At 36.7% G+C, this 10,052-nt stretch carries 11 protein-coding genes; 9 read left to right on the top strand and 2 right to left on the bottom strand.

What is annotated here, in order from left to right; translation table 11 throughout:
- The 9 genes from BUB35_RS16460 to BUB35_RS16500 all read left to right on the top strand — a co-directional run.
- Window positions 1-816, top strand: an 816-nt coding sequence (locus tag BUB35_RS16460) for a M56 family metallopeptidase (protein WP_143185483.1), incomplete at its 5' end; no start/stop codon positions are given.
- Window position 817: 1 nt separating this feature from the next.
- On the top strand, window positions 818-1,282 hold the full coding sequence (locus BUB35_RS16465) for a hypothetical protein (protein ID WP_072853545.1): 465 nt from the start codon (window positions 818-820) through the stop codon (window positions 1,280-1,282).
- Window positions 1,283-1,555: 273 nt separating this feature from the next.
- Window positions 1,556-2,443 carry a hypothetical protein gene (locus tag BUB35_RS16470; protein WP_072853546.1) on the top strand — a complete coding sequence of 296 codons (888 nt, stop codon included), beginning with the start codon at window positions 1,556-1,558 and terminating at the stop codon, window positions 2,441-2,443.
- 74 nt (window positions 2,444-2,517) lie between these two features.
- A complete protein-coding gene (locus tag BUB35_RS16475) occupies window positions 2,518-3,531 on the top strand; it encodes a hypothetical protein (RefSeq protein ID WP_072853548.1) in 1,014 nt (337 codons plus the stop codon).
- 292 nt (window positions 3,532-3,823) lie between these two features.
- Complete coding sequence (locus tag BUB35_RS16480) at window positions 3,824-4,240, top strand: sigma-70 family RNA polymerase sigma factor (protein ID WP_072853550.1); 417 nt, start codon at window positions 3,824-3,826, stop codon at window positions 4,238-4,240.
- 578 nt (window positions 4,241-4,818) lie between these two features.
- Window positions 4,819-5,022 carry an SHOCT domain-containing protein gene (locus BUB35_RS16485; protein ID WP_072853552.1) on the top strand — a complete coding sequence of 68 codons (204 nt, stop codon included), beginning with the start codon at window positions 4,819-4,821 and terminating at the stop codon, window positions 5,020-5,022.
- Window positions 5,023-5,038: 16 nt separating this feature from the next.
- Entirely contained in the window at window positions 5,039-6,616 is a 1,578-nt protein-coding gene (locus BUB35_RS16490; RefSeq protein ID WP_072853554.1) for a recombinase family protein, read from the top strand.
- Window positions 6,613-7,476 (top strand): recombinase zinc beta ribbon domain-containing protein, encoded by an 864-nt coding sequence (locus BUB35_RS16495; RefSeq protein WP_072853556.1) that lies wholly within the window; start codon window positions 6,613-6,615, stop codon window positions 7,474-7,476. The genes BUB35_RS16490 and BUB35_RS16495 overlap by 4 nt, the downstream gene beginning before the upstream one ends.
- Before the next feature lie 19 nt (window positions 7,477-7,495).
- Complete coding sequence (locus tag BUB35_RS16500) at window positions 7,496-9,115, top strand: recombinase family protein (protein ID WP_072853558.1); 1,620 nt, start codon at window positions 7,496-7,498, stop codon at window positions 9,113-9,115.
- Between the two features lie 396 nt (window positions 9,116-9,511).
- Here the strand turns inward: BUB35_RS16500 and BUB35_RS16505 are convergent, their stop codons facing one another.
- Window positions 9,512-9,760: an integrase core domain-containing protein gene (locus tag BUB35_RS16505; protein WP_072850206.1), complete on the bottom strand. Its 249-nt coding sequence runs from the start codon at window positions 9,758-9,760 to the stop codon at window positions 9,512-9,514.
- Window positions 9,761-9,897: 137 nt separating this feature from the next.
- The gene (locus BUB35_RS20175) at window positions 9,898-10,038 is read right to left on the bottom strand and encodes a DDE-type integrase/transposase/recombinase (protein WP_334292973.1); all 141 of its coding nucleotides are present in this window, start codon (window positions 10,036-10,038) and stop codon (window positions 9,898-9,900) included.
- Window positions 10,039-10,052 lie beyond the last annotated feature (14 nt).

The raw sequence follows: 10,052 nt of genomic DNA on the forward strand, positions 1-10,052 counted from the left end.
GAGGAAGAAATAGAGTTTGTATTGAGTCATGAATGTTATCATGCATCACAAAATGACGTAGGACGAAAAGTTTTGATGATTGTGTTGAATTGTCTTAATTGGTTTAATCCGCTATTTTATTTCTTGAAAAATAATCTTTCTGCCTGGATGGAAATTGCTTGTGATGAAGCAGTAACTGAAAGATTTGATGGAAGGCAAAAGAGAAAGTATGCAGCTTTGATCATTAAGTCATTGGAGTTAGAAAATATACGCAATAAAAGTCATCTATATTGTGTATGTTATAGCGGCAATAATGTCAAACACTATAAAAGGAGGATTGTAGAAATTATGGGAGAGAAAAAGAGAAATGGCTTACATGGAAAGGTTTTTGTTTCGGCATTGGCAGTATTTTCTCTGACTTGCAGTAATGTGGTTGCAAAAGCAGCAGATATACCCATTAATCAGATGTTTTCAGAAAATGTTGCTGTTTTAGATGCAGATAAAACGGAAGTAGAAATAGTGCCAGTGGATGTACAGGACATTTTGGGGGATTTTCAATTTAAAACACCTGAAGGAAAATTTGAGGTATTTATGGGTGATTCAAGTAAGGATATTACACATGAGATTATTTATATAAACTCAGAAATTAAGTATATTGATGCAGAGGTCGAACCAAAGCATATCCATACAATAAAAGATGCTGTTATTAAGGTACATGAAAAACATAGGGATGGTTCTTGTACTACAACTTACTATGAAGGACGGCAATGTACTGGTTGTGGAGCAACATGGAAAGGTGATGTCATCCAGGTTTTAAGTAAGAAAATGGGGGAGTAATATGAAAAAAAAAGGCTTTATATTATTGTTGTTTGTTTTGGTTATATGTTCTTTGTGTTTTATCTATTTGTATGGAAAAAAAGAAAATGCAAATGTGGATATCAATACAGATGAAAAGATACTCCAGCTAAATGAAAGAATTAATATAAAAGGGCAGAACAAATCAACAGGAGAAGAAGTTCAGATAGAAACATTTGTCGAAAAGGTAGTGCTTAATTCAGATTCTATTGCGATTTTTTATCAATTTGAGAAATCGGAAGATATAGTTACATCCGGTATTAAAGATATTGAGGTTGTAATGAAAAATGGAGAAACATATGATTTGTGGAATGAATGTGACGATAAAACAATGTCTTATGATGAACAAGAGAAAAAAGCAACTACATATATTGTGTTTTCTAAACCCCTAGTCTTACAAGAAGTTGAGAAGATAAAGGTGTATGACAAATATTTAGATGTACCTTAAAACGTGAAAAGATGCTGTTATTAGAGCGACAAAACTGTTTTTGCGGTAGACTCGCTACATTGGCGGGCGATGGTGTAGTGACATATCAGTTGTATATAAGAAGCTATACTGAATTTGAAGTTTCCAGAGATTTGTATGCAAAGTTTAGTTACTAGTATCAAAATAGAATCAATTATATCAGAATAATTCTTTTTGTAAAATAGAAAAAGCAGTTTTTCTAACATAATATGATGACATTTGGAAATTCGATTGAAACAGCAAGGAGGTAACATAATGAAAAAAAGATTCACAGCACTGGCATTAGTTTCTACGTTGTCTATTGGAACGACAGTAACAGCATTAGCAGCTGAATCAGAAGTTCCTAGTTTGATGCAGCCAAATTCAGTTATCATTTATGATGAAGAAGGTAATCCATCTGTTGTTAGTGGCGGGTATGTAAATTCAAACAAGTTATCTGATAAAAATCAAATTACCGATTTTAATATTGATGATTATATGAGAAAGATACCTGCGGATGCAACAGTCGAAGAACGGGAAGCCATTGAAGAAGAGAATCAGGTCATCCGTGAGGCATTGGAAGATGTAAAAAATGGGAGACAGGCTGTGCAGAGTGATATTGAAATCATTCCTGGAATGAAAGTTATCTATGATGAAAACGGGAAACTTTATGATGTTTACTATGTAGACGATTTTTGTCCAGAGGGGTATACATTGCACGGAAATGCAGGGCATATGGAAAGTGATCATAAAGGCACTTCAAATAAACAAGCGAGAGCTACCACTGTAACTTGGGGAGATGATTATGTTAATACACTTGTGTATCAACCTAAGGATAAAAGCATTTTAGGGACTGGTAGAGCTACTTATTATGATGGATTGCAAGGAAATAGAAATAATCCTTTGAAAGATGGTGATGTTGCAACACAAATGGATTATGACTACTCTAGAAAGGGAGATCAACCTGTTGCAATTCGAAATCTTGATACGGACGAAGCATTTACATATTATCAAGCAGATGTAGGTAGATTACCTGATGCAGTAATTGATATTTGGGGTTTGAATAATTTAGAAGAACTTGCAGGTAAAGAAGGGGTTCGTTCTGTTCCGAATGTGAGATATTATCATAAGCTTTTCTCCGATCAGGATATTCCTAATTGGTAATCAAGAATTGGATATAGAGTCAAAAGAGAGCCGGTATAATTACCGGCTTTCCATATATTGGGAGGTATGTATAAATGAACATACAAGCAATGATTTTAACTGGAAGTATTATAGCCATTGGTACTACATTATATGGAGCGCCAACAACAGAAATTTCAAATGAAACAGAAAAGGAATATCTGCAAATTGTTACATTAAATTATAGGAACGGAGAAAATGATAGAGAGGGTATTCTTTTGGATTTATACGAATATTCTGTATCGGATAATAAAATGAAGGAAATTATAGAATTGCCTGTAGATCCAGGCTATCCTGTTGCATACTATGACCATAAAAGAGAAAAAGTTTTTTTTAGTGATGATCCGTATGGATATAATTATGATAATTTGTATGAATATGATTTTGAAACTGATAAAATAAAACAAGTGACTTTTGGGAAAAATATATTTAATGATATGTTTGTTGTTAGTGACAAAATGTATCTGAATGTAGCGCCTCAGTATTCTACAGTCATGAAACCCGCTATTTTTGATATGGATACATATGAAATTACATATTTAGATGCTGCGGACAATGATACGTGGTATACGTCGTTATCGTATAATTCCTTAACAGATAAACTTTTAACTATAACAAATTCTGATGATGAAATGAGAACAAATCGAGTAAGAAGTGTAACGCATATAAGACCGAAAAGCATAATTAGTTTTTCTCCAGAGTTCAAGGATTTTGAAGAACTTTATCATACAGAAGACTATGAGATATATCTTAGCCGTCAGTTTGATGAGAATCATATTTTAATGACTTATGATCAGTCAATGATGTCTTTAGAGCCGAGAAAATTAAAAATATTAGATATTAAAAGCAAAGAAGTTTCTGATTATGATATTCCTGGAATACATGAAGTGTACTCTTTTTATCCTCGGAATAATGGTGAAGGTATATATATTCTTGGAAGTAATAATGAAGGAGATTTTGATCTGTATTATTATGATATACAAAATCATTCTACACAAACAGTATTTCAGCCAGGAGAACTGCCAGACTCACATAGAAGTATCGTTGATTTTATATATTATGTGGAATGAAAGTTTTGAGAAAGTGAGTATGAATAGAAGTTAAGTAGCGGAGATAAACGAATGATAAATTGTAAAGGAGATTTTAATAAAGACACTAAGAATAGGTAAATAGTTTATAAATAAAGATTAGCTTTTATATATGTTCACATAAAATGATATACACATTTTTATCATTATAAGAGTATAAGAGTATAAGAGCGAACTTAATTCAGGGTTCTTCTTTTTTTCCTAGTTCATTGTTACAAACCTCTGACTTAAATTTGCCGATTACAAAGTTCAAATTTGAATCGGAGGGATATACATGAATGAATTAAAGCGAAAATATTTTGTTAGCAAAGAAGCTGTAGAAGTCAGCAAAGAAGTTTTTACAATCTATCATCAAATGGAAAGGCAGGAGCGCTATCAAATAGAAAGAGACCAAAAGAATGGATTGTTGCATTATGATGCCTGGGACACAGAAGATTTGAATGGAATCGAATATATAAGAGACAAAACTGTAAATGTCGAAGACACTGTAATTGAAAAATTAATATGTCAAAAAGCGATGCAAGCTGTAGAAAACTATGATAAACATGGTATTCTACAGCTTTTTCTTTTGGGTTTTACAGAAACGGAAATTGCACGAAAGATTGGAGTTTCACAGGCTTATGTAAATCAAACGAAAAATAAATTACGCAAAAAGATACAGACATATATGGAAAATGACATTTGTAATTAAATATTTTCAACAAAAGTGAAATTTATTTTGAAAAAAGGTTATAAAACCCCTTCTCATTTCGGCTTATAAGTGAGGGGTTTTTTTATTTGCCTCTGTGAACCTTGAAAACCGAATACCCAGCAATATAAATACATTACTCTGTTTCGCCCGAAAGGGACAAGCAGTACCATGCAGTGCGCCACAACGATTCGTTACAACAGAACGTGAAATAAACATATTCTTGAGAGAGGTTCATTAGTCTGTAATACATAATCCGAGCGATTTTGCTGTATGGGTATGATCTTTTGGAAGGATCAAATGCCATGACCGAAACAGAGCCACAATGATACTTCTGCCGAGTCCCAGACATCGCAAGGACGGCAGCCCGCATGACGGGGGAGGTGAAAAGCCTATGTGTGTAGCCAAGCACAGTTTATATTGCTGCCCAATGTCGGGGAAGTAGTGTCAAATACGGCAAATTTAAGTCAGAACAGTGTGCCGCTATTAAGCGGCACACATTTGTGACTTTTCATCAGAGAAAGAGTGGCTTTTTGATGAAAGGTCATAAATAGGAAAATAGTCATTAAGGGGGAAATTATATGTCAAAAGATCAGATGCAAAATGAAATCAGATATCAACTTTCTAAGGAGTTGTTGACGAGAATGCTGTTTCGAAATCTGATTACCGAAGAAGAATACAATCAGATTAAGAGTTTGAACCTGAAGACATTCCAGCCGGCAGAAGCAAAACTTTATGAAAAAAATAGTAGATGTGTCACTGAAAAGCAGGTATCCTTTGCTTGAAAAAAGGAGGGATACCATGGAAGTAAAACGGATAGATACTGCAGATGCGGAAATGAAGCAACAAAAGGTGAAAAATGTCTGTGCCTACTGTAGAGTCAGCACCAACATTCCGCACCAGAAAGGCTCTTATGAATCCCAGCTGGAGTATTATGAAAATATGATCCGCAGCAAAGCCGGCTGGAATTTCGCAGGCATTTATGCAGACTATGGTAAAAGCGGAACCAAGGAAAAAGGCAGAACGGATTTTATGCGTATGCTGGAAGACTGTGAAGCAGGAGAGATTGACATCATCTGTACGAAATCTATATCAAGATTCGCCAGAAACACAGTGGAATGTATACAGGTAGTGAGAAAGCTGAAAGAAATGCACATTGATGTGTACTTTGAAAAAGAAAGAATCTATACACTCTCAGAAAAAAGCGAATTGCTTCTCTCCATCTATTCGTCTGTAGCACAGGCAGAATCAGAGAGCATTTCCTCAAACCAGAAATGGAGCATACAAAAGAGGTTTCTGAATGGTACCTATATACTGCCCAATCCAGCATACGGCTACTATACCAATGAAAATGGATTGCTGGAGCTGGATCAAAAACGAGCAGTTGTTGTGAGATATATCTTTGATGAATATTTAGATGGAAAAGGGGTATGGCTCATTGCCAAAAGCCTGAATGCCCAGAAAATCCCTACCCGAACAGGCAAGAAAAATTGGATACCAGTTACAGTTTATACCATTCTGAAAAACAGTATTTACACAGGGGACTTGCTTCTTCAAAAGACATACAGCGAAGATGCGGTACCATTCGTCAGAAGAAAAAACCATGGGGAGTATCGTCAGGTGCTGATTGAAAATGACCATGAACCTATTGTCACCCATGAAGAATACGAAGCTGTTCAAAGAATGTTGAAACAAAAATCCAACAGAAGAAAAGAAAATCAAGAAGAACAGCCAGGAGAAGTATCGGAGTTTAAGGGGAAAGTCATTTGTGGTATCTGCGGCTCTTCATACAATCGTCAAGTGAAAAAAGACAGAACAGGCAAAAGCAATATTACATGGAGCTGTGCCAGACGCATACAAACAAAAGACTTGTGTGAAAATGATATTATCAAGGAAAGTCAGTTGGAGCAAGCCTTCAGAACTATGTGGAATAAGTTGTCAAATCACTGTGATGAGATACTGGTACCATTAGTGAACGAACTGGAGCAGTTACAGGAAACGCCTATGATCCAGGAACAGCTGGAACGATTGGACAAACAAATACAGGAACAAAAAAAGCAGAGGGAGATTCTCAGCCACTTGGCAAGTGGGGAGATGATCGACTCTGCTTTTTATATGGAACAGCAAAATATCATCAGCAAAAATCTGAAAGAGTACCAGAGAGCAAAAGAACAATGTCTTCGTAAATCCAGACAGAGAAAAGAACTGAAACAAACCAAAGAACTGGTCAAACAACTCAAAAAAGGACCGCAGTATCTGGAATCATACGATAAAACATTATTCCAAGCAATCGTAAAGCAGATTATTGTAAATCCAAATGAGCTGGTCTTCCAGCTAAAAAATGGGTTACAGCTGACAGAAAGAAGGGAAAAAGTATGAACAGAAAAGTGACAGTTTACGGATATCGGTTCACAGAAGGTATCTTACAGATAGCACCAGAACAAAGCCGAATAGTGCAGGAAATTTTCAGTGTATATAACAGCGGTGTTCCAGTATCCAGATTAAAAGACCATATTGAAGAACTGGAAATCAACCGAGTTAGACTCAGCGATATGCTTAGTGATAGAAGGTATCTGGGAAACGAGAACTTTCCACAAATCATTGATCAGGAATTGTTTGAAGCCGTACAGCAAAGGAAAAAAGAACGACGCAAAGCCATAGGCAAGGAACAGCCCTATATCTACAATAAAGAGCAGTTTCTACTGGGAAATAAAATGAAATGCGGAGAATGCGGCAGTGTGTATCACTGCTACAAGCATGGAGAGTTGTGGAGATGGGACTGCAGCAAACGTCTGGTAAAGGGAAGAGTCACCTGTAGAAATCAGCATATACAGGAAGAGCAGGTCAAGGAACTGTTTGTGCAGACAGTAGGGAATTTAGAAAAACATCCAGAACAGATTCGGAAAATCACTGTGTACGGAAGCAAAAGAAATATCCGCATACAGGCAGCAGAGCATGAAATAAAGCTTCTGAAAAATGACAGCGACCATAACATAGATGAATTGTTGAAGCTGATCTACAAAAGAGCATCCTTGCTATACGAAACTGCAGGTGATGGTGGAGCAGCATACTACACAAAGAAAATAGAGGACTTGATTCAGCAGCACAAAGAGCAGCCGGAAGAAAAAACATTCGATAAAGATTTATTCGATGCCATCATTGAAGCCATTACCATATACAAAGATGGCAGAGTGATATTCACACTGAAAAACGGAGCAGCGATGACGGAAACACTATGATAAAGAAAGGGGGCGTATTATGAGTATTACATATGAACGAAAAATCCAAGTCATTCCGCCGAAGATCAATATCCATACAGCGAAGAAACAGGAAGTAAAACGAATCCATGTTGCCGCATACTGCAGAGTCAGTACCGCACAAGAAGACCAGGAAACCAGCTATGAAGCACAAGTGGCATACTTTACCAAGCTAATTACAGAAAACCCCAGTTGGCAGTTAGCAGGGATTTATGCCGATGACGGTATCTCTGGAACGGATATGAAAAAAAGGGATAACTTCAATGCCATGATGGAAAGATGCCTGCAAAAGAACGGAGATATCGACCTGATTCTGACAAAATCCATCAGTCGATTTGCTAGAAATACAGTAGACTGCCTGTCTTGCATCAGAAAGCTGAAAGAACGAAATATCGCTATCTACTTCGAGAAAGAGCATATCAATACACTGGAATCCACAGGGGAACTGCTGATCACTATACTCAGCAGCCAGGCACAGGAAGAAAGTCGAAATATCAGTGAAAACGTGAAATGGGGCTTAAAACGAAAATATGAAAAAGGAGAGATGCTGGTCAGAAGAATGTTTGGATATGGCAAAGGCACAGATGGACAGATGTATATCATTCCAGAAGAAGCAGAAGTGGTACGATTGATTTACGGGAAATATTTGGAGGGGGAAAGCCTAAACGGTATTGCCCGATTACTGAAAGAAAAAGGTATCAAAACAATCAGGGGCAACACCCAATGGAATGTGAATTCAATCCGTACTATCCTGATTAACGAGAAGTACATCGGTGATGCCATGGCACAAAAGACCTTCACAACAGATTATCTGACCAAAGCACGAAAAGAGAATCAAGGAGAACTTCAAAAATACTATGTGGAAAATGCTCATGAAGCAATTATTCCAAGAGAGGTATTCTATAAAGTTCAGGAAGAACTGCACCAGCGTGCAAATATTTATAAGAAATCAAGCAAACAGGAAAAAGAAGCAAAAGGCAAGCATAGCGGAAAATACGCCTTATCCAAGATTACCATTTGCAAAGAGTGCGGATGTGAGTACCGCAGACAAATCTGGTCTAAGTATGGGGAAAAGAAAGCCGTATGGAGATGTGAAAACAGACTGAGAAATGGGACAAGATACTGCAAGGATTCCCCCACCATAGAGGAAAGCGTATTACATAGAGCTGTGTTGCACGCCATCAATCAGGTTCTTGAAAACAAAGATGAATTCGTCCAGACACTCAGAAAAAATGTAGTTACAGCACTGACGCATGGTACAGAGGATTCCGAATATGCCAAAGAAAAGAAAAAACTGCAAAAAGCAATGGCAGAGCTGATACAGCAGCAAGCCCAGAAGAACGGGGATAAAACTGCCTTTGAGGAACGCTGTCAGGCGATTACAGCACAGATAGAAGCGTTGGAAATGGAGCAGATCAAAGCAGCCTGCATAGGCGAGAAAAGCAGAAAGATGGAAGATATCAAGGGCTTTCTGGACAAAATAGACTGTGTACTGACAGAATATGATGATAAGCTGGTGCGCCAGCTGATTCAGAATATCAAGGTGGTGAATACAAGGAAGATAGAGGTCGTATTTAAATCTGGAATTACAGTTGAGGAAATGCTTCCAGAATATTATTAAATGTATGATGATGGAGAAAAAGGTTGGTGGTTGTTTCAAAGTTAAAAACAGACACCAACAATTGTATAAAGTTTTTTGCTTTTTTGTCAAGATATGTGATAAAATGATAAATATAGATTAAGATAGAGTGTTTTTATATTATTTACAGAAGAAAAATAATATTCGAAAAATACCCATGGAATTTAGCCATATACTTCTGTGAAATTTTGTCCTTTTTCTGTTGATGTTCTATATAACAATAGTTTATGATACGAAGCAAATTGTATATTGGTATATGAACAAAACTACACATGAAATATAACATGAAACAGGTGGTATTGAAATCCGATGATAAGAAGTGGACTATAGTCAATAAAGTGGACACAATTTATAAAGAAAAGTGCCGAGTACAGCTGCTTAGTGCTGTGCCCAGTACCATTCTTCTTTTTCATTTGGTGTCATCATTCCGAGAGAACTATGCGGTCTCTTGGCATTATAGAATCCTTCGATGTATTCGAATACAGATAACCGGAGTTCCTGCAGAGAATGATATGTTTTACGGTTAACTTCTTCTTTTTTGAGGTACTTGAAGAAACATTCACAGCAGGCATTATCGAAAGGATATCCTTTCTTGGAAAATGACTGTACAACATTCAGAGAATCCAATAACTGCCGGAATGCAAATGCAGTATATTGTGTTCCTCTGTCAGAATGAACATGAGACCTAATGGTGCGTTTCGTTTTTTATAAGCTTTTTTGAACGCTGTCATGACCAGATCAACATCTGGTTTTCCTGAGATATTCTAGGAGATGATTTTGCGGGAAAAAAGGTCCATTACAATGCAAAGATAGTACCATTTACCGGCTGTTTTGATGTATGTAAAATCACTAACCCAGACAAGATTAGGAGCCTTTTGGTTGAAATCCTGTTGGAGATGATTGATGCATTGGCCGTTTT

This window comes from Anaerotignum lactatifermentans DSM 14214, from assembly GCF_900142265.1.
In the GTDB taxonomy this organism is placed as follows: Bacteria; Bacillota; Clostridia; order Lachnospirales; family Anaerotignaceae; genus Anaerotignum; species Anaerotignum lactatifermentans.

Coding starts and splice junctions, on each gene's coding strand:
- BUB35_RS16470 (WP_072853546.1), top strand. CDS start 1,556: ATGAAAAAAAGATTCACAGCACTGGCATTAGTTTCTACGTTGTCTATT.
- BUB35_RS16480 (WP_072853550.1), top strand. CDS start 3,824: ATGAATGAATTAAAGCGAAAATATTTTGTTAGCAAAGAAGCTGTAGAA.
- BUB35_RS16475 (WP_072853548.1), top strand. CDS start 2,518: ATGAACATACAAGCAATGATTTTAACTGGAAGTATTATAGCCATTGGT.
- BUB35_RS16465 (WP_072853545.1), top strand. CDS start 818: ATGAAAAAAAAAGGCTTTATATTATTGTTGTTTGTTTTGGTTATATGT.
- BUB35_RS16500 (WP_072853558.1), top strand. CDS start 7,496: ATGAGTATTACATATGAACGAAAAATCCAAGTCATTCCGCCGAAGATC.
- BUB35_RS16490 (WP_072853554.1), top strand. CDS start 5,039: ATGGAAGTAAAACGGATAGATACTGCAGATGCGGAAATGAAGCAACAA.
- BUB35_RS16485 (WP_072853552.1), top strand. CDS start 4,819: ATGTCAAAAGATCAGATGCAAAATGAAATCAGATATCAACTTTCTAAG.
- BUB35_RS16495 (WP_072853556.1), top strand. CDS start 6,613: ATGAACAGAAAAGTGACAGTTTACGGATATCGGTTCACAGAAGGTATC.